The organism is Streptomyces sp. NRRL F-5650, from assembly GCF_000721365.1.
Taxonomy (GTDB): Bacteria; Actinomycetota; Actinomycetes; order Streptomycetales; family Streptomycetaceae; genus Streptomyces; species Streptomyces ardesiacus.
Genome location: NZ_JOGV01000021.1, coordinates 78,507 through 97,875 on the forward strand (window position 1 = coordinate 78,507; position 19,369 = coordinate 97,875).

Sequence of the window (19,369 nt, forward strand, 5' to 3'; positions counted from 1 at the left end):
TCTTTGTCGATCAGCCGTGCGCACGAAGGCCCCCGGAGTGCGCGCGGGCACACTCCGGGGGCCTTCGGGAAGCTCTACGGGGTCCTTACGGGCAGCGGCGCTACTTCTTGTCGCCGCCCTTGCCCTCGTCCCCGCCGCCGCTCATGGACTCGTAGATCTCCTTGCACATGGGGCAGACGGGATACTTCTTCGGGTCGCGGCCCGGTACCCAGACCTTGCCGCACAGCGCCACGACGGGGGTGCCGTCGAGGGCGCTCGCCATGATCTTGTCCTTCTGGACGTAATGCGCGAAGCGCTCGTGGTCGCCGTCGCCGTGGGACGTCTGCGGCGTCGGCTCGACGAGGGTTCCCGTACCTGTCCCGCGCTCGGGCTCGAGAGTGCTCATAACCGCCAAGGGTACTGAAGCTCACACGCTTCAGTTGAGCGACGGGTCGTCCGGGTACGTCGCCACCATCGCCAGGTCGCCGCGCTGCCGGCGCAGCACCTCGCGCCAGAGTCTGCCGGGGAACGGCGAGGAGACGTCACCGGGCTCGGACTCCACCACGTACCAGGCGCCCTCGGTCAGCTCGTCCTCCAACTGGCCGGGTCCCCAGCCCGCGTACCCGGCGAAGATGCGCAGGGCACCCACGGCGGGCGCCAGCAGCTCCGGCGGAGCCTCCAGGTCCACGAGGCCGATGGCGCCGTGCACCCGGCGCCAGCCCAGCGGCGCCCGCTCCCCGGCGGCCCCGCCGGGGACGACGGCGACGCCCAGGGCCGAGTCCAGCGAGACCGGTCCGCCCTGGAAGACCACGCCCGGTTCGCCGGCCAGGTCCGCCCAGTCCTCCAGGATGTCGCCCACGTCGACCGGCGTGGGGCGGTTCAGGACGACACCGAGGGAGCCCTCCTCGTCGTGGTCGAGGAGGAGCACCACCGCACGCTCGAAGTTCGGGTCCGCCAGGGCGGGCGTTGCCACGAGCAGCCGCCCCGTGAGCGAGGACACCTCGGTCATGCCAGACATGATCCCGCATGTTCCCCCTCCGTGGGGAGGCAATCGGAGGCACGGGGGTGAACACGCACCCGCGCACGCCCCTGGACCGTGACCCGGCGTACGCGCCGATGAACACCGCGTGTTGTGACAAATCCATGACGTTGTCCGACCGTGCGGGGGCGCACGGCAGGGGGGTACAAGACGATTACCCTTTCCCTTCAGGCCCCTGCCCAACCCCACGGAACGCGAGATTCATGACCGTCAACGGCGCTGATGACGTACTGCTTGTCCACGGCGGGACCCCGCTGGAGGGCGAGATCCGGGTCCGCGGTGCGAAGAACCTCGTGCCGAAGGCGATGGTGGCGGCCCTGCTGGGCAGCGCGCCGAGCCGGCTGCGCAATGTGCCGGACATCCGCGACGTGCGGGTCGTACGCGGACTGCTGCAACTGCACGGGGTGACCGTCCGTCCGGGCGAGGAGCCCGGCGAGCTGGTCATGGACCCGACCCATGTGGAGAGCGCGAACGTCGCCGACATCGACGCCCACGCGGGCTCGTCCCGCATCCCGATCCTGTTCTGCGGCCCGCTGCTGCACCGCCTCGGCCACGCCTTCATCCCGGGCCTGGGCGGCTGCGACATCGGCGGCCGGCCCATCGACTTCCACTTCGACGTGCTGCGGCAGTTCGGCGCGCGGATCGAGAAGCGGGCGGACGGCCAGTACCTGGAGGCCCCGCAGCGGCTGCGCGGCACGAAGATCCGGCTGCCGTACCCGTCGGTCGGCGCGACCGAGCAGGTGCTGCTGACGGCCGTGCTCGCCGAGGGCGTCACGGAGCTGTCCAACGCGGCCGTGGAGCCGGAGATCGAGGACCTGATCTGCGTCCTGCAGAAAATGGGCGCGATCATCGCCATGGACACCGACCGCACGATCCGCGTCACCGGCGTGGACGAGCTGGGCGGCTACACCCACCGTGCCCTCTCGGACCGCCTGGAGGCGGCCTCCTGGGCCTCCGCGGCGCTGGCCACCGAGGGCAACGTCTACGTCCGCGGGGCCCAGCAGCGTTCGATGATGACGTTCCTGAACACCTTCCGGAAGGTGGGCGGGGCCTTCGAGATCGACGACGAGGGCATCCGCTTCTGGCACCCGGGCGGCCGGCTGAAGTCCATCGCCCTGGAGACGGACGTGCACCCCGGCTTCCAGACGGACTGGCAGCAGCCCCTGGTGGTCGCCCTGACGCAGGCCACGGGCCTGTCCATCGTCCACGAGACGGTCTACGAGTCCCGGCTGGGCTTCACCTCGGCGCTCAACCAGATGGGCGCCCACATCCAGCTCTACCGCGAGTGCCTGGGCGGCTCGGACTGCCGCTTCGGCCAGCGCAACTTCCTGCACTCGGCCGTCGTCTCCGGACCGACCAAGCTGGAGGGCGCCGACCTTGTCATCCCCGACCTGCGCGGCGGCTTCTCGTACCTGATCGCCGCCCTCGCGGCCCAGGGCACCTCCCGGGTCCACGGCATCGACCTGATCAACCGCGGCTACGAGAACTTCATGGACAAGCTCGTCGAGCTGGGCGCGAAGGTGGAGCTGCCGGGCAAGGCCCTCGGCTAGACGCCCTCGAACACGCCTGTGGGGCGGTCACCCGAGACCGGGTGACCGCCCCACAGGCGTTGCGTGGTGCGCCCCGAAAGAGGGGCGAGGGGAACTGCGCGACCAGCCACGACCGGGCCCGCAGCCGCGAAACGACCGCATCCCGAACGAACGCCCCGCGCAGTCCCCGGCACTCCGAGCGGAGCGCCACGCGCTTACTTGCCCTTGGCCGCTTCCTTCAGCTTGGAGCCCGCCGAGACCTTGACGCTGTAGCCGGCCGGAATCTGGATCGGCTCGCCGGTCTGCGGGTTGCGGGCGGTGCGAGCGGCACGGTGGGTGCGCTCGAAGGTCAGGAAGCCGGGGATGGTGACCTTCTCGTCGCCCTTGGAGACGATGTCGCCGACAACCTCGGCGAACGCGGCCAGCACGGCGTCGGCGTCCTTGCGGGTCACCTCGGCGCGGTCGGCCAGCGCGGCCACCAGCTCACTGCGGTTCATGTTGTTACTCCCGTGTTCTTCTTGCCGTTGAGGCGTGCCACGCGGCGGAGCCGCATGTTGGGCACAGCGATGCCGATGCTGCCAGGGCCCTCTGACAGTCCCCGGACCCGGGTCGGTCGTCGGACCCTCGCGCCCAGGGAGGCATCCTGCCTCCACCTGCGGCGGTAAAGCCAATCCGGCACCCCCAGGTGGTCGTGAGAGCACCCTTGGGAGTCACACGCCGAGAGGGCCTGAGCCTTGCGCAACCCTAGAGGGCGATCCGAGGCCCGACATCCCGCGACGCGCCGGAACGGCGGCCCGCCGTGGTGATCCTCGCCACCGCGGCGGGGGCCGTCCGCCCGGGTCCGGGGAGCCTACGCGACCACTCCGGCGGCCTTCGCCGCCTCCCGCACGGCGCCCGCGACGGCACCGGCGACCTTGTCGTTGAAGACGCTGGGGATGACGTAGTTCGGGTTGAGCTCGTCCTCGGTCACCACGTCCGCGAGGGCGTGCGCGGCGGCCAGCATCATCTCGGTGTTGACCGTGCGGGACTGGGCGTCGAGCAGGCCGCGGAACACACCGGGGAAGACCAGGACGTTGTTGATCTGGTTCGGGAAGTCGGAGCGGCCCGTGGCGACGACGGCCGCCGTCTCGCGGGCGACCGCGGGGTCCACCTCGGGGTCGGGGTTCGCGAGCGCGAACACGATCGCGCCGTCGGCCATGGCGGCCACGTCCGCGCCGTCGAGGACGTTGGGGGCGGAGACGCCGATGAAGACGTCCGCGCCGTGCACGGCCTCCTTCAGGGTGCCGGTGAGGCCCTCGGGGTTGGTGTTGTCGGCGATCCAGCGCAGCGCCGACTCCGGGGCGGCGTCGACCAGGTCGGCGCGGCCGGCGTGCACGACGCCGTGGATGTCGGCGACGACGGCGTTCTTGACGCCCGCGGCCAGCAGCAGCTTCAGGATGGCCGTACCGGCCGCGCCGGCACCGGACATGACGACCCGTACGTTCTCGATCGGCTTGTCCACCACGCGCAGGGCGTTGGTCAGCGCGGCGAGGACGACGATGGCGGTGCCGTGCTGGTCGTCGTGGAAGACGGGGATGTCGAGGGCCTCGCGCAGCCGGGCCTCGATCTCGAAGCAGCGCGGCGCGGAGATGTCCTCCAGGTTGATGCCCGCGAAGCCGGGGGCGATGGCCTTGACGATCTCGACGATCGCGTCGGTGTCCTGGGTGTCCAGGCACAGCGGCCAGGCGTCGATGCCGGCGAACCGCTTGAAGAGGGCCGCCTTGCCCTCCATCACCGGCAGCGCGGCCTTCGGGCCGATGTTGCCGAGGCCGAGGACGGCGGAGCCGTCCGTCACGACCGCAACGGAGTTCCGCTTGATGGTCAGGCGGCGGGCGTCCTCGGGGTTCTCGGCGATCGCCATGCAGACGCGGGCCACGCCCGGCGTGTAGACCATGGACAGGTCGTCGCGGTTGCGGATGGGGTGCTTGGACGCCATCTCGATCTTGCCGCCGAGGTGCATGAGGAACGTACGGTCCGAGACCTTGCCCAGGCTGACGCCCTCGATGCCGCGCAGCTTCTCGACGATCTCCTCGGCGTGGGAGGTCGAGCCCGCCGCGATGGTGACGTCGATGCGGAGCTTGTCGTGCCCGGAGGCCGTGACGTCGAGGCCGGTGACCGAGCCGCCGGCGGACTCCACCGCGGTGGTGAGCTGCGAGACGGCGGTTCCGCCCGCGGGCACCTCCAGTCGGACCGTCATCGAGTAGGAGACGCTGGGCGCCGTTGCCATGGCCGACTTCCTCTGCTTTCACCGTGTAACTGGGTTGTGCCGTCCGATCGTCGCACCTACCACCGAGTACGCGGTAGCCGCCCCGGATTGCGAACCTTTTGTTCACTCCGGTTTCGGAAAACGACTTCCACCATACGAGAAGCAGCCCGTCGGGGGAAGGGGGCACCGGGAGCGTCCGCCGTGACGCGGCCCCGGCGGCGGAAGGAACCCGCGGGACGGGAATTGTCTTGCGGGGATCGTTTGTTACCTTGGACGTGGCACCGGCCCGATCCAAGCCCCCGGGCCCAACCTTCGTCGCTACGAGCGACCACTTGCCGCGAGGCGAGCATGGCGGGTCGGTGTCACTCAAGCGAAGAGCGGTGTCGCTCCACGAAGACGACTCGCACGAAGACGAGAGGCCCGCGCCGTCCGACGGCGCGGGCCTCTCGCGTGCCCGGGTGCGCGTGCGCTCCGTCAGTCGCGCAGCAGGTCCGGCACCCCCGCGGCGTCCGGCTCGTCCCGTTCGCAGGAGACGACCGTGAGCTGCTGGGTGGCCCGGGTCAGGGCGACGTACAGCACGCGCAGTCCGGCGGGCGACTCGTCGGCGATCTCGGCCGGGGAGACGACGACCGTGGCGTCGTACTCCAGGCCCTTGGCCTCCAGGCTGCCCAGCGCCACCACGCGGTCGCCGAGCCCGGCCAGCCAGCGCCGGGCCTCCTCGCGCCGGTTCATGGCGACCACGACGCCGACGGTGCCGTCCACGAGGCCGAGCAGCCGGGCCGCCTCCGCCCGTACCGTCTCGGCGAGGGTGTCCGCCACCACCGCGAAGCGCGGTTCCACGCCGGTCGAGCGCACGGCCGACGGGGAGAGGGACCCGGGCATGGCGAGGGCCAGGACCTTGGCCGCCAGCTCGGCGATCTCGGCCGGGTTGCGGTAGTTCACGGTCAGCTCGAAGCGGCGGCGCGGGCGGGTGCCGAGGGCCTCGTCACGGGCGGCGGCGGCCTCGTCGGGGTCGGACCAGGAGGACTGGGCCGGGTCGCCGACCACCGTCCAGGTCGCGTGCCGGCCGCGGCGGCCGACCATCCGCCACTGCATCGGCGTGAGGTCCTGGGCCTCGTCGACGATGACGTGGGCGTACTCGGTGCGCTCCTGGGCGAGGCGCTCGGCGCGCTCCCACTGGGTCTCCTCGCGCTGCGGCATCAGCTCCTCCAGGCCGGTGAGCTGGTCCAGCGGGTCCTGCTCGCGCCGCTTGCGGGGGCGGGCCGGGGTGCCGACGATCGCCTGGAGCTCGTCGAGCAGGGCGATGTCGTGCACGGAGTGGCCCTCGCGCCGCAGCGACCGGGCCACCTTGCGGACCTCGCCCCCGTTCAGCACCCGCCGGGCCCAGCGGCCCAGGCGCCGCTCGTCCGCCATGGCGGCCAGGACGGCACCCGGGGTCAGCTCCGGCCACCAGGCGTCCAGGAAGGCGAGGAAGGAGTCCTCCGAGCTGACGTCCTCGTCGAAGGAGGAGCGCAGCTCGGCGGCCAGCTCGGGGTCGGTGTGCCGGGCGGCGGCGCCCGACTTGTGCCACAGGGCGTCCAGGAGCAGGCGGCGGGCGCGGGGGCGCAGCAGGTTGACGGGCGCGGTGCCGCCGAGGACGGTGCGGCGGATGCCGGCCAGTTCCTCGGCCTCCAGTTCGAGGCGGCGGCCGAAGGCGACGACCCTGAGCAGGGTCGGCGAGCCGGCCGGCTCCAGCGCCCCGCGCGCGGCCTTGCGCAGCACCCGCAGCATGCGCGAGGAGCCCTTGACGCGGGCGGTGGCCGGGGAGTCGTACAGCGTGGCCTCCGCGCCGTCGACCAGGGAGCCGATCGCCCGGATGGCGACCTGCCCCTCCTCACCGAGCGAGGGCAGTACGCCCTCGGTGTACGCCACGAGCAGCGGCGTCGGCGAGACGATCAGGATGCCGCCCGCGTACCGGCGCCGGTCCTGGTAGAGCAGGTACGCCGCGCGGTGCAGCGCGACGGCGGTCTTGCCGGTGCCGGGGCCGCCCTCGACGTAGGTCACGGAGGCGGCGGGGGCGCGGATCACCTGGTCCTGCTCGGCCTGGATGGAGGCCACGATGTCCCGCATGGAGTGGGTACGGGCCTGGCCCAGGGCGGCCATCAGGGCGCCGTCGCCGACGACGGCCAGCTCCTCGCCGTTCAGGCGGGCGGTGATCTCGGGCCGCATCAGGTCGTCCTCGACGCCGAGGACCCGCCGCCCCTTGGAGCGGATCACCCGGCGGCGCACCACCCGGCCCGGGTCGACGGGCGTGGACCGGTAGAACGGGGCGGCGGCGGGGGCCCGCCAGTCGATGACCAGCGGGGCGTAGTCCTCGTCCAGGACGCCGATGCGGCCGATGTGCAGGGTCTCGGCGATGTCGGCGGTGCCGTCGGGTCCGAGGGCGCCCTCGGCGGGTTCGACCGCGGTGTAGGCGCCGTCGGGACCCTTCTTGCCGTCCTTGCCGAGGAGCAGGTCGATGCGGCCGAAGAGGAAGTCCTCGAACTCGTTGTTCAGGCGGTTGAGGTGGATGCCGGCCCGGAAGACCTGCGCGTCGCGCTCGGCCAGGGCGCCGGGCGTGCCGACGTGGCCGCGCTGGGCGGCGTCGTGCATGAGGAACTCCGCCTCGTGGATCTTCTCCTCGAGGCGTCGGTACACCCGGTCCAGGTGCGCCTGTTCCACGCCGATCTCGCGGTCCCGTACGGAGTCCTCCCGTACGGAGTCCTCGCGCGCGGCGTCCTCGCGAACGGAGTCCTGCTCCGAGTCGACCGCTGAATCCTGCTGAGCCTGTGCGGCCACCGGGCCCCCTTCTGACGTGCTGGGCAGCCGTCAAAAATACGCGAAGGGGGCCCGGGAAGCCACGGCACGCCCGCGGCCGCCCTACGCGTCGACCTCCACGAGGCGCTTGCCGTCGAAGGTCACGACCTCGAAGTGGGAGATCTGGCTGGGGGCGAAGGCGGCGCCGCCGTGCACGTAGAGCGGCTTCCTGGCCTTCTCGGTGGTGGCGTCCGGGATGCCGTAACCCCGGTCGGGGACCGTCCAGGAGCTGAGCGTCTCCCGTTCGCCGTTCTTGCCGACGGCGATCAGGGAGCACTTCCGGGGGCCCTTGAGGTTCTTCAGTTCCAGGACCGTCTCGGTGCCCCACGCCTTCTTCTCCAGCGCCACGGTCGCGCTGACCCGTGTGGCGGGGTCGGTGGCGGTGACCCGGTCCGGCATGGCGGCGAAGGCGGCCTCCGCGGGGCTCGCGGCCTGCTGGGTCGCCTCCGCCCTGCGGCCGCCGTCCCCGTCGTCGCCTCCCCCGCCGCCGGTGGTGGCCACGGCGGCGAACGGGCCGCCGATGATCAGCGCGGCGGCGGTGCCCACCAGGTAGAGGTTGCGGCGGCGTTTGCGCGCGCGGCGTTCGGCGACCTCGTCGACGAGCTTCTCCGACAGCCGCGGACTCGGCTTCGCGGTGAGCGACTCGGCGACCGCGGGCACACCGGTGCCCGGTACACCGGTGCCCGGCAGGCCGGCGAGGGCGGCCATCATCGGCTCCAGGCCGGCCAGTTCGTCGAGCTGCTGGGCGCACCACTCGCAGCCGGCGAGATGGGCCTCGAAGGCGGTCGCCTCGGCGTCGTCGAGGATGCCGAGGGCGTAGGCGCCGACGGTCTCGTGCTCGTTCGGCGCCGGTGACCCCTGCATGGGGTCAGGACTACCCGTGTCCCCCGGGCCGAATCCCCCGCCGAATCCCTGAGCTCCCCCGTACCCGCTCATCACGCCGTCACCCCCCGCTCCTCCAGAGCCAGCTTCATCGAACGCAGGGCGTAGAACACCCGGGAGCGAACGGTGCCGCTGGGTATGCCCAGTGTCTGCGCCGCCTCATTGACGGTACGCCCTTTGAAGTAGGTCTCGACGAGGACCTCCCGGTGGGCCGGGGTCAGGTCGTCGAGCGCGTCCGACAGCGTCATCAGCCACAGCGCCTTGTCGATCTCGTCCTCCGCGGGGATGACCTCCAGCGGCGACGGATCGACCTCCTGCGGCCGGGCCTGCCGGCTGCGGTGGCCGTCGATGACGATGCGCCGGGCGACCGTCACCAGCCAGGGGCGTACCGATCCGGTCGCACGGTTGAGCTGACCGGCGTTCTTCCAGGCACGGATGAGCGTCTCCTGGACGACGTCCTCGGCGCGCTGGCGGTCCCCCGCGACCAGCCGCAGCACGTAGGCCAGCAAGGGGCCGGCGTGCTCGCGGTACAGCGCGCGCATCAGCTCCTCGTCGGGTTCCGAGGACGACTGCGACATGCGATGTCGGGCCCTCGCACCACGTTCACCGGCCACGACGGAATCCTTGCGCACGCCCACCTCCGATGTCCGGGGGTTCCCCCAGTCGATCGCTCGCCCATTCGGTACGGACGCGAAGTGCGGCGTGTTCAAAGGGGGGTGGAGATTTCCCGGGGACGGCGTGAAGAAGAACGGGACGCCGGGGCGGCCAGGCGGTGTTTACCGTGCGAGGGCGGCGCGGCGCCGGTGGCGGGCGACGCGTTCGCGGTTGCCGCAGATCTCGCTGGAGCACCAGCGCCGGCGGTGCCCCCGGGAGGTGTCCACGTACACGATGGGGCAGTTGTCGCCCGCGCACTGCCGCAGGCTCGCCCGCGCGACGGGGTCGGTGAGCAGGTCCACGGCGTCCCGGGCGAGGGTCCCGAGCAGCGCCGAGCAGCGCGGCGGCCCGGCCAGTTCGCGGACCAGCGCGCCGTCCTCGCCGGGCACCGCGCGGGGCGCCGGGGGTGCGGCGAGGGCGAGTTCGTTGACGCGGGCGAGTGCGAGGGCGTGGGCGCGGGTGCGGGCCGCCGCCCGGGAGCGGACCAACCTCGCGGTCTCGCCCCGCAGTTCGCGGAAGCCGGTCAGCCAGGAGGGGTCGGCGTGGGCCAGCGGGGTGCCGGGCGGTACGAGCCGGGAGGCGGCGATCCAGGCGCGCAGCGCGTCGAGGGAGCCGAGGCGTTCCACGGGATGGGTGGTGGCGATGAGGTCCAGGCAGATCCGCCCGGTGTCGAACCGCAGCTCGTACGGGCCGGTGGCCGCACCCAGTGCCATGTTCCTGTCACCGCCTAGGACTTGCCCGCGCGGATGCGGGCCGGGAGGGGAGCAGGGAGTCCGCGAGCGGACCGCGCACGGGCCGCGCACGGGCCGCTCCCTCTACAGTGCCTGCCCTCGTCCGCGCCCGGAACCCCTCGTACCGCCGTCGTGTGGACGCTTGCGCATGCGCCCGCGCGTCCGGGCCATGTCGCGGGCGCCGCCCGGCCCGTTGACTGGACGCATGACGGAAACCAACGGGGGACGGCGGTCCCGCACCACCGCCGGAGTGCTGGTCGCGGCCACGGTCGCCGCGGGCCTGATGGCCGGTACCTTCTACGTCTTCGCCTGCGCCGTGATGCCGGCGCTGGCCCGCAGCGACGACCGGGTCTACGTGGAGGTGATGCGCGACATCAACGACGTGATCCAGAACCCGGTGTTCCTGCTGGGCTTCATGGGCGCGCTGGTGCTCTCGGTCCTGGCGGGGTGGCAGGCGCGCCGGACGCCGGGCCGCTGGTGGGTCCGGGCGGGCGCGGCGGCGTACGTGCTCGCCTTCCTGGTCACCGTGGCCGGCAACATCCCCCTCAACGACGCCCTGGCCCGCCCCGGTGATCCCGCGGCCCTGCGGGAGCGCTTCGAGGACCCGTGGGTGGCGTGGAACGTCGTCCGGGCCGTCCTGTCGACGGTGGCGACGGCGTGCCTGGCGGCGGGGCTGACGTCCCGGGGCCGGGCGGCGCGGACCGCTGCGGCGCCGGTACGGCGGGAGCCGGCGGGCGAGGCACCCCGGGGCCCGCACGCGGAGGCCCCGCACGCACCCCGGCACTGACCGGAAGGCACCCCCCGCCCCGGGGCGCGGGCGGCCCATGACGCGGCCGGACCGACGGCCCGGGGCCCGGCGCCACGCGCGGCGCTTCCTCCCGGCCGGTACCGGGGCGTGCGGTGTCTCCGGTACGCGGGCTCCGGAGTGTGTCGCGGGTCGGCTCCGGTCGGAGTGTGGCCGCGGGAGTCCGTGTCGTCCGGGCTCAGGGCTCGGGCCGCCGTCGGTCCGGCCCTGCAGCGGTCTGCCGGGGGCCCGTTGGGGCACCCCGGACGAGTCGCGGTCCCGGGGGGCGCCCCACGTTCCGGGGCCCGCCGCACAGCGGGCCGCCCGCGTGGCCGGGGCGTGGTCAGTCCGTGTACTTGGCGTGCGTGGCCGGGTCCAGGGCAAGGCGGTAGCCGCGCTTCACCACCGTCTGGATCAGCTTCGGGGCTCCGAGGGACGTGCGCAGGCGGGCCATGGCCGTCTCGACGGCGTGTTCGTCGCGGCCGGTGCCCGGCAGGGCGCGCAGCAGCTCCGCACGGGGCACGACCCAGCCGGGCCGCCGGGCGAGGGCGCGCAGCAGGGACATCCCGGCGGGCGGCACGGCCCGCAGTTCCCCGTCGACGAGCACCGCGTGCCCGCGGATCTCCAGCCGGTGCCCGGCGGCGGGCAGGGCACGGGCACGGGCGGGCAGCTCCTGGCACAGCAGTTGGACCAGCGGCCCGAGCCGGAACCGTTCGGGCTGGACCGTGGGGACACCCTCGGCCTGGAGCGGCACCGCGGTGACCGGTCCGACGCAGGCGGCCAGCACGTCCTGGCCGAACGCGGCGAGCAGCTCCGCCAGCATGCCCCGCTCCCCGGCCCGCCCCAGCAGGGACACCGCGGCGGGCGCGCTGGTGAAGGTCACCGCGTCCACGCCCCGCGTCACGGCCGCGTCCAGCAGGCGGTCCACGGGCGTTAGGTCCTCCGGCGGCAGCCACCGGTACACGGGCACCCCCAGCACCTCGGCGCCGCCCTCCCGCAGCGCCTCCACGAACCCCGGCAGCGGCTCCCCGTGCAGTTGTACGGCGATCCGGCGGCCCGCCACGCCCTCCTCCAGCAGCCGGTCGAGGACCTCGGCCATGGACTCCGACGCCGGGGACCACCGTTCCGTCAGTCCGGCCGCCCGCACCGCGCCCTTGACCTTGGGCCCGCGGGCCAGCAGTTCCACCGTGCGCAGCCGCTCCAGCAGCGCGTCCCCGAGCCCCCAGCCGTCGGCGGCCTCGACCCAGCCCCGGAATCCGATGGCGGTGGTGGCGACGACGACGTCCGGGGCCCGGTCGACGATCCGCTCGGTCGCGGCCATCAGCTCGCTGTCGTCGGCGAGCGGCACGATCCGCAGCGCCGGGGCGTGCAGGACGGCGGCACCGCGCCGCTGGAGCAGCGCGCCCAGTTCGTCGGCCCGGCGGGCGGCGGTCACGCCCACGGTGAACCCGGCCAGCGGGCCGTGCTCCTGCCGCCGCGCCTCGTCCCCCACGTCGCTCAGGTCGTCCATCGCTCGCCGCGCTCCGTTCCGTTCACACCCACGCACACCGTCACGTGGCGACCGAGCCTGCCAACGCCGCGTGACGGGCTCGGTTCCGCCTCGTGTCACCAGTGTTACGTCATACCTCGGCGCGGCTGAGCCCGGCCTCGGCCCGGGCCGGGCCCGAGGTGGCGTCCGGCGTCCGCACGGCGGGGCGGCGAAGGTATACCGCCCAGGTGAGGGCGAGGCACACGGCGTAGAAGGCGAGGAAGGCGACGAAGGCGCCGGTCCCCGTGCCGGAGGAGAGGAAGGACTGCCGGAAGGCGAGGTTCACGCCGACGCCGCCGAGCGCGCCCACCGCGCCGATGAGTCCCATGGAGGCGCCGGAGAGCCGCCGCCCGTACGCCACGGCGGCCTCCCCCTCCAGCCCCCGGGCCAGCGCCTTGTTCTGGAAGATGCCGGGGATCATCTTGAACGTCGACCCGTTGCCCAGCCCGCTGAGCACGAACAGCACCACGAACACGGCCACGAACAGGGCCAGCGACTCCGCCGCGCTCGCCGCGACGAGGACGGCCGTGGCGGCGGCCATGGCGACGAAGTTCCACAGGGTGATCCACGCACCGCCGTACCGGTCGGCGAGCCTGCCGCCCACCGGGCGGACCAGCGAGCCGAGCAGCGGGCCGATGAAGGTCAGGTACGCCGCCTGGAGCGGGGTCCGCCCGAACTGGCTCTGCAGCACCTGCCCGAAGGCGAAGCTGTAGCCGATGAAGGAGCCGAACGTGCCGATGTACAGCACGGACATGATCCAGGTGTGGGCGTCCCGCGCGGCGTCCTTGGCGGCACCGGTGTCGTTCCTGACGGAGGCGAGGTTGTCCATCCGGCGCGCGGCGAGCACCGCGGCCAGCAGGATCAGCGGGATGTAGACGCCGAGCAGGACCCGGGGCCCGCCGCCCGCCCCGATGATCGCGAGCGCGGCGAGCTGGATGACCGGCACGCCGATGTTGCCGCCCCCGGCGTTGAGACCGAGCGCCCAGCCCTTCTGCCGCAGCGGGAAGAAGGCGTTGATGTTGGTCATGGACGAGGCGAAGTTGCCGCCGCCGATGCCGGCCAGCAGCCCGACCAGCAGGAAGGTCGAGAAGGAGGTGCCCGGCTCCATCACGGCGAAGGCCGCGACGGTCGGCACCAGCAGCAGCGCGGCGGAGACGACCGTCCAGTTGCGCCCGCCGAAGACGGCCACGGCAAAGGTGTACGGCACCCGCACGACCGCGCCGACCAGCGTCACCAGGGACGTCAGCAGGAACTTGTCGGCCGGGGTCAGCCCGTACTCCGGGCCCATGAAGAGCACCAGTACGGACCACATCGTCCAGACGGAGAACCCGATGTGCTCGGAGAGGACGGAGAAGAACAGGTTCCGCCGGGCGGTCCGCTCCCCCGTCTCCCGCCAGAAGGTCTCGTCCTCGGGATCCCAGTGCGCGATCCAGCGGCCGCCAGGGACTGTCATGACGCCTCCACGGTGCTCCACAACTCGATGGCGCCGACGCTAGGAGGGGCGCGTTTCGGTCCGGTGGGGCTGTGGATGACCGGGAGGGAACGTTGCTCTCACCCGGCAAGGCCGCGGGGTGAGAGGTCGCGCTCAGCCCCGCGGGGGCTGGGGCTGCCAGTGCGGGTTCTGCTGCGGGTGGCCCTGCGGAGGGTACGGCTGCTGCGGCGGGTACGGCTGCTGCGGGTGGGCCTGCGACGGGTACGGCTGCTGCGCAGGGGGCTGCGGCGGGTACGGCTGCTGCGCCTGCGGCTGCGGGGCCGCGTAGGGCTGCGGCGGCTGGGCGTACGGCTGCGCGGCCTGCTGCGGGTGGCCGTACGGCTGCTGCTGCGGCTGGGGGTCGTACGGGCCGGGGGCGGGCTGTCCGTAGCCGCCGGGCGCGGCGGCGCCGAAGGGGTTCCCGTGCCCCGGCAGGTGCCCGCCGGGCGGCAGGTACCGCACCCGTCCCGTCTCGTCGGCCATCGGCACGAACCCCGCGGCCTGCAGCCGCGCCGCGAACTTGGCGTTGCGCTTGCGGGTGACGAGGAGGCCGATGCCCAGGACCGCCATGAGGACCAGCCAGATGATCCCGGAGATGACGAAGTCGTCGGAGGAGCCGCCCTGGCGGTAGGCGAGGACCACGCACGCGATGGTGGCGCCGAGCGCGCCGTAGCCCATGTTCTTCTGGGCGTTCTTGCCGGTGAGGTCGAAGTTGATGCGGGCCTTGAGGAGTTCGAAGGCGTCCGGCACGAGCGGCGGCAGGGACACCCCGTCGCCCGCGTTCGGGTACTGCGCCCAGTTCTGCGCGGCCCGGGTGCGGGCCTGCGGGGCGGGGTCGGGGACCAGCAGCATGGTGAGCGCCGCGTTGCTCCCGCCGCTCTGGCGCACGTCGGCGTACTCGTACCCGAACTGCTGGGCGACGAAGGCGAGCCTGGCGAGCTTCTTGACGGACGACATCCGGCTGGTGAGCTGGACCGGCTCCCCGCTCCCCATCAGCTGCAGCATCTTCTGCGTCTGCCGCCTGCTCATCCCGCTGCTCCCCCTGCCCGGCTCACGCCGCCCTGTCCACTCCCGCAACCGAGGCAGTCTCCCACGGCGCCAGGACGGGCGTCAGCCCCGGTGCGAGGCGCCCGTGGCGGACCGCCGCCCCGCGGAGCGCTTGGCGCCGTTCGGCCAGAGCCTCGGCTTCCGCTTCGCGGCGAGGTCCTCGACCCAGCCGACCGCCAGGATCGCCAGGCCGATGAGGGGCCACACGAGGGAGAACATCCAGAGCGTGTACGAGCCGTCGAGGGCGCCGACCGCCCGCTCGCTCTGCATGAAGGGGAGCTTGTAGGCGAGGTCGATGATCGGGACCGTCGCCATGATCAGCAGGTTGTGCCACAGGTAGATGGTGACCGCGCGGTTGTTGGAGAGGGTGATCAGCCGGTCCCAGTTGGCCAGCCGGCCGGGGAGCTCCCGCCACGAGGGGGAGTACTGGAGGAGGATCACGACGAAACCGAACGACCAGGTGGCCTGGGCGAGCGGGATGTCGTTGAGGTCCCAGCCGTCGGGACCCAGATGGCCCGAGGCCCACCACAGGCCGAAGGCCATCACCAGCGAGGCGCAGGAGACCGAGACGTACCGCGGGATCTGCTTCAGCAGGCCGTCGTGGTGGGCGAAGCCCAGCACCCAGCAGCTCCCGTAGACCGCGAAGTCGGTGATGGCGAGGCCGGTTTCACCCGGGATGGTCACCAGGCCCGTGCCGACGACCGCCGTCAGGCCGAGCGGCGCGAGCAGCGTCGGCCAGGGGGCCCTGCGGAACAGCCAGAGCAGCAGCGGGGAGGCGACGACGAACCAGAGGTAGGCGCGCAGGTACCACAGGGGGCCGGCGGCCTGCACCGCCCAGGTGTCCTCCAGCAGCCCGGACTGGGAGCCGACGTGCCAGGGGTAGGGCGGGGCGCCGATCGGGACGATGTAGTTGAACAGCTCGATCAGGCCCCAGGTGCCGCCGCGGTCCGGATCCTCGGACGGGTTCCAGCCGTTCAGGAACATCATCGTCAGCGCGACCGCCGCGAAGGCCCACATCGGCGGCAGGAGGCGGCGTACGCGCCCGCGGATCACGCTCAGCGCCGGGCGCTTGAGCGAACGCGCCATCAGCGAGCCCGCCAGCGCGAACATCACGCCCATCGACGGGAACAGCACCGACAGCCAGGCCCAGCCGAAGAGGTGGTAGACCACGACGCGGACCAGGGCGATCGAGCGCAGCAGGTCGAGGTACCGGTCGCGGCCCGGCTTCCCGCCGGACGGCGCGGGAGCCGGCGCGGAGTCCGGCACGGGCGGCGTGGTGCGCTGTCGCGGGACCGCGTAGGGCATCCCCGCGGGCCCGTCCGGGAGTCCCGCGTACCCGGGGTCGTACGGGTGGGCCGGTTCCGGGCCCGGGCCCGGACCGGCGATGTGTCCGTGCGTCATGCCACGGGCCTCCGATCGGCGTTGCCGCGCCCCCGCTGCTGCGGCACGGAGTCGCCGGGTGCCCCGACGACGCCGGTGCGGCGCAGCTTCTGCCAGCGCAGGCGACCGCCGGTGAGCGCGGTGATCCAGGACTGGAGCAGGACGACGTACATGAGTTGGCGGTAGAGGATCTGCTGCAGCGGCAGCGAGATCAGGTGGGTCATGCGTTCCCGGTCGAGCCGGAAGGCGTACGCCGCGCAGACCGCCTGGATGGCGAGGACGCCGAGCCAGGCCGCGATCGTCTTCCCGGTGGGGCCGAAGACGATGCCGTAGAGCAGGAAGACGTCGATCAGCGGGGCCAGCAGCGGGGCCAGGACCATGAAGAGCGAGACGAAGGGCAGGCCCACGCGGCCGAAACGGCCCGAGGGGCCCTTCTCGATCACCGCGCGGCGGTGCTTCCAGATGGCCTGCATCGTGCCGTACGACCACCGGTAGCGCTGGGACCACAGTTGCTGGACGGTCTCCGGGGCCTCGGTCCAGGCGCGGGCGTTCTCTGCGTAGACCACCCGCCAGCCGGCCCGGTGCAGCGCCATGGTGACGTCGGTGTCCTCGGCGAGCGTGTCGTCGCTCATGCCGCCGATGGGCTCCAGGGCGGAGCGGCGGAAGGCGCCGACCGCGCCGGGGATGGTCGGCATGCAGCCGAGGACGTCGTACATCCGGCGGTCCAGGTTGAAGCCCATCACGTACTCGATGTGCTGCCAGGCGCCGATGAGGCTGTCCTTGTTGCCGACCTTCGCGTTGCCCGCCACCGCGCCCACCTTCGGGTCGCCGAAGGGCTGGACGAGTTCGCGGACGGTGGAGGGTTCGAAGACGGTGTCGCCGTCCATCATCACGACGATGTCGTGACGGGCGTTGGCCAGGCCCCGGTTGAGCGCGGCCGGCTTGCCCGCGTTGAGCTGGCGTATCACCCGCACGCCCGGCAGGCCGAGGCTCTCCACGATCCGTGCGGTGCCGTCGCTGGAGCCGTCGTCGATGACGATGACCTCGACCGGGTGGTCGCTGGCCACCAGGGAACGGACCGTGTTCTCGATGCACTTGGCCTCGTTGTACGCGGGGACCAGCACCGTCACCGGTTCGGTGACCGCCGGGCCCCAGCGGAAGCGTCTGCGGCGCACCCGGCGGGCGTGGACGCCGGACAGCAGCAGCATCAGGACGAACCGCCCGATGACCAGGGTGCCGATGACCGCCAGGCCGACCACGAGGACGTCGGTGAGCTTCTCGGAGGCCTGGACCAGGAAGACCCAGGCCTTGCCCTTCCACAGTTCGGCGCCGGTCACCGGGGTCATGGCGCTGGGCGCGTCCAGGGCCTCGGTGAGGTTGTCGAACTCGTAGCCCTTGTCCTTCAGGTCGGGCAGGAACCGGTCCAGGGCCTGCACGGTCTGGTGGCGGTCGCCGCCGGAGTCGTGCATCAGGACGATGGCGCCCTTGCCGCCGTGCGGCGTGGCCCGGCGGATGATCTCGTCGACGCCGGGCTTCTTCCAGTCCTCGCTGTCGGTGTTGTTGACGACGGTGAGGTAGCCGCGGCCGCCTATGTACTGGGTGACCGGCCAGGACTTGTTGTCCATGGCGTCGGCGAAGGAGGAGTACGGCGGACGGAACAGCGAGGTCCGCACCCCGGCCGCGCCGGTCAGCGCGAGCTGGTTCTGCGACAGCTCCCAGTCGATGCGCTTGGTGGACTGGTAGGACAGGTCGGGGTGGTTGAAGGTGTGCAGTCCCACCTCGTGGCCCTCGTCGACCATGCGCTCGACCAGGCCGGGGTAGCGGGAGGCCATGGTGCCGGTGACGAAGAAGACCGCGTGCGCGTCGTGCTTCTTCAGCACGTCCAGGACGCGCGGCGTCCAGGTCGGGTCCGGGCCGTCGTCGAAGGTGAGGACGAGCCGGTGGTCGGGCACGCTGAGGCTCTCGGTACGGCCGCCGCGCGTGTCGATGACCGGGCCGCCCTCGAGGATCTTCTCGGGTACGTGGGTGGTCGCGGTGGGCGGCTGGACGCGGTGGTCGGCGAGGATCTCGCTGTGCACGTAGCCGCGCAGCATGAGCATCGCCACCAGGGCGACCAGGACGAGCAGCGGAAGCAGCAGGCGCAACGGCAGGCGACGGCGGGAGCCCTCACGGGCGCTGCGCGCGGCCCCGTGACGGCGGGTGCGGGATGCCATCAGAGGGTGTTCTCCGGGGACAGGGAAAGGGAGGCGGAAGAGTCGGAGGCGGAGGACGCGGCGGTGCCCGCCGGACCGGCGACCGCGACGGGCGTTCCGGCCGGACCGGCGACGGGGTCCGGGTCGCCCGCGCCGTTGGGGTTGGTGCCGCCCTCACCCGGGTCGGTGCCCGTGCTGGAACCACCGGTGGGTCCGGTCGGTTCGGCGGGGGTGTCGCCGCCGCCCGCCGGGGTCGACGGGTCCGTGACGGGAGGCGTCGACGCCTGCGTCGACTGCGCCGGGCCGGGGCCGGTCACGTCCGAACCGCCCGGGTTCTGACCGGCGCCGGACGCCGGGGACTGCGGGCCGCGGCTCGTGCCGGGCTGCTGCGCGGTGCCGTCGGCGACGCCGGACCCGCCGGACGCGGGTGCCTCGTTCCCCGGCGCGGTCGCCGTGCCGGTGCCGGCCGAGGGGCTGGCCTGCGGAACGGTGCCGCCGGTGCCGGAGGGCTGCGCCGGCTGCGAGGGCAGCGGGGTGGTGTCCACCTTCCCGGCCGGTGCGCCCTCCTCCTGGCCCGGTACGGGCATCCAGGGCGCGTCGGAGTTGCCGGAGAGCAGCGTGGAGACGATGACGACGGCGTACACCGCGCAGGCGATGCCGACGAGGATGCCGAGGCGGCGGTACAGGCGGCTGCGGCGCCCCGAGGCGTCGACGAAGACGGGCCCTTCGGACGGCTCCGTACGGCTCTTGCGGTGCCCGCGCTCGGCGCGCAGGAGCTTGCCGTCGCCGAGCTGGACGGCGTCGAGCTGGACCGTGACCTCGTGCGGGTCGTGGGTGTGATCGGCGGCACCGGCCCCGGCGCCTTCTTCGCCCTCGGTGTCCGGCCCTTCCTGCCAGGGGTCGCGGAGTACGGCGGTGACGGGACCGGCCGGGGGCGCGGACACGGGCAGGGCACGGGTGGGACCGGCCGACGGGAGGACATCCGTCCGGTCGAGGTCCGCGTGAGCGCCGTGAGCGCCACCCGACGCCGGAGCGGCATACGGAGCCTTGCCGAAAGAGGCGGCCCCCGGGAC

16 protein-coding genes are annotated in these 19,369 nt (G+C 73.0%); 2 read left to right on the forward strand and 14 right to left on the reverse strand.

Annotated features, from left to right (window positions below):
* Positions 1–100: 100 nt before the first annotated feature.
* Both IG88_RS0120085 and IG88_RS0120090 read right to left on the reverse strand, forming a co-directional pair.
* The gene (locus tag IG88_RS0120085; RefSeq protein ID WP_030402030.1) at positions 101–385 is read right to left on the reverse strand and encodes a DUF3039 domain-containing protein; all 285 of its coding nucleotides are present in this window, start codon (positions 383–385) and stop codon (positions 101–103) included.
* A gap of 30 nt (positions 386–415) precedes the next feature.
* Entirely contained in the window at positions 416–988 is a 573-nt protein-coding gene (locus IG88_RS0120090) for a YqgE/AlgH family protein (RefSeq protein WP_031042858.1), read from the reverse strand.
* 233 nt (positions 989–1,221) lie between these two features.
* Between IG88_RS0120090 and murA the strand changes: the two genes are divergently transcribed.
* The gene (murA, locus tag IG88_RS0120095; protein ID WP_030402032.1) at positions 1,222–2,568 is read left to right on the forward strand and encodes a UDP-N-acetylglucosamine 1-carboxyvinyltransferase; all 1,347 of its coding nucleotides are present in this window, start codon (positions 1,222–1,224) and stop codon (positions 2,566–2,568) included.
* Positions 2,569–2,762: 194 nt separating this feature from the next.
* Here murA and IG88_RS0120100 read toward each other — a convergent pair whose 3' ends face one another.
* The 6 genes from IG88_RS0120100 to IG88_RS0120125 all read right to left on the reverse strand — a co-directional run bounded on the left by IG88_RS0120100 (position 2,763) and on the right by IG88_RS0120125 (position 9,876).
* Positions 2,763–3,044, reverse strand: a complete 282-nt coding sequence (locus IG88_RS0120100; RefSeq protein WP_003950507.1) for an HU family DNA-binding protein — start codon at positions 3,042–3,044, stop codon at positions 2,763–2,765.
* A 353-nt stretch (positions 3,045–3,397) separates the two neighbouring features.
* Positions 3,398–4,813, reverse strand: coding sequence for an NAD-dependent malic enzyme (locus tag IG88_RS0120105; RefSeq protein WP_031042863.1), 1,416 nt, complete (start codon positions 4,811–4,813; stop codon positions 3,398–3,400).
* A 453-nt stretch (positions 4,814–5,266) separates the two neighbouring features.
* Entirely contained in the window at positions 5,267–7,609 is a 2,343-nt protein-coding gene (locus IG88_RS0120110; protein ID WP_031042866.1) for a HelD family protein, read from the reverse strand.
* A gap of 81 nt (positions 7,610–7,690) precedes the next feature.
* On the reverse strand, positions 7,691–8,491 hold the full coding sequence (locus IG88_RS0120115; protein ID WP_031042869.1) for an anti-sigma factor family protein: 801 nt from the start codon (positions 8,489–8,491) through the stop codon (positions 7,691–7,693).
* Positions 8,492–8,562: 71 nt separating this feature from the next.
* Positions 8,563–9,087 (reverse strand): sigma-70 family RNA polymerase sigma factor, encoded by a 525-nt coding sequence (locus IG88_RS0120120; protein ID WP_007450155.1) that lies wholly within the window; start codon positions 9,085–9,087, stop codon positions 8,563–8,565.
* Positions 9,088–9,285: 198 nt separating this feature from the next.
* A complete protein-coding gene (locus IG88_RS0120125; protein WP_031042874.1) occupies positions 9,286–9,876 on the reverse strand; it encodes a CGNR zinc finger domain-containing protein in 591 nt (196 codons plus the stop codon).
* 223 nt (positions 9,877–10,099) lie between these two features.
* Between IG88_RS0120125 and IG88_RS0120130 the strand changes: the two genes are divergently transcribed.
* The gene (locus IG88_RS0120130) at positions 10,100–10,681 is read left to right on the forward strand and encodes a DUF1772 domain-containing protein (RefSeq protein ID WP_107452232.1); all 582 of its coding nucleotides are present in this window, start codon (positions 10,100–10,102) and stop codon (positions 10,679–10,681) included.
* 340 nt (positions 10,682–11,021) lie between these two features.
* On the opposite strand, the gene IG88_RS0120135 is transcribed toward IG88_RS0120130, so the two are convergent.
* From IG88_RS0120135 to IG88_RS0120160, 6 genes are all read right to left on the reverse strand, one after another.
* Positions 11,022–12,188: a uroporphyrinogen-III synthase gene (locus IG88_RS0120135; protein ID WP_107452233.1), complete on the reverse strand. Its 1,167-nt coding sequence runs from the start codon at positions 12,186–12,188 to the stop codon at positions 11,022–11,024.
* Between the two features lie 109 nt (positions 12,189–12,297).
* Entirely contained in the window at positions 12,298–13,659 is a 1,362-nt protein-coding gene (locus IG88_RS0120140) for a nitrate/nitrite transporter (RefSeq protein WP_031042881.1), read from the reverse strand.
* A 132-nt stretch (positions 13,660–13,791) separates the two neighbouring features.
* The gene (locus IG88_RS0120145) at positions 13,792–14,706 is read right to left on the reverse strand and encodes a hypothetical protein (RefSeq protein ID WP_031042884.1); all 915 of its coding nucleotides are present in this window, start codon (positions 14,704–14,706) and stop codon (positions 13,792–13,794) included.
* Positions 14,707–14,787: 81 nt separating this feature from the next.
* The gene (locus IG88_RS0120150; protein ID WP_031042886.1) at positions 14,788–16,125 is read right to left on the reverse strand and encodes an acyltransferase family protein; all 1,338 of its coding nucleotides are present in this window, start codon (positions 16,123–16,125) and stop codon (positions 14,788–14,790) included.
* Complete coding sequence (locus tag IG88_RS0120155) at positions 16,122–18,317, reverse strand: glycosyltransferase (RefSeq protein ID WP_031042888.1); 2,196 nt, start codon at positions 18,315–18,317, stop codon at positions 16,122–16,124. The genes IG88_RS0120150 and IG88_RS0120155 overlap by 4 nt, the downstream gene beginning before the upstream one ends.
* The gene (locus IG88_RS0120160; protein WP_199807475.1) at positions 18,317–19,240 is read right to left on the reverse strand and encodes a hypothetical protein; all 924 of its coding nucleotides are present in this window, start codon (positions 19,238–19,240) and stop codon (positions 18,317–18,319) included. Before IG88_RS0120160 ends, IG88_RS0120155 begins: the two co-directional genes overlap by 1 nt.
* Positions 19,241–19,369 lie beyond the last annotated feature (129 nt).